This is a genomic window from Pseudoalteromonas rubra (assembly GCF_005887095.1).
In the GTDB taxonomy this organism is placed as follows: Bacteria; Pseudomonadota; Gammaproteobacteria; order Enterobacterales; family Alteromonadaceae; genus Pseudoalteromonas; species Pseudoalteromonas rubra_E.
Map to the genome: position 1 here is coordinate 1 of NZ_PNCI01000205.1, position 207 is coordinate 207.

The following is a 207-nucleotide window of genomic DNA, read 5'->3' on the forward strand; positions in this document are numbered from 1 at the left end:
TGAATCTAGGATAACGAATGACCAAGATGGTGGCCACTAACCACCAGGCGAAGGATAAGGTGAACACATAATTGGCATCTGCCAGCAATTGGCCTTGCTGCCATAAACTATCGACTGGCCAATGCCACTGCATCAATGCGACTACTACGCCGACCAAGGCAACATAGCCTAGGCGCTGTACACGCTTACAAATACCCATTAGTGCAG

1 pseudogene is annotated in these 207 nt (G+C 49.3%); it reads right to left on the reverse strand.

Annotation, left to right across the window (positions count from 1 at the left end):
• A pseudogene (locus CWB99_RS24505) lies at window positions 1-207 on the reverse strand (phosphatidate cytidylyltransferase); the annotation flags it as partial.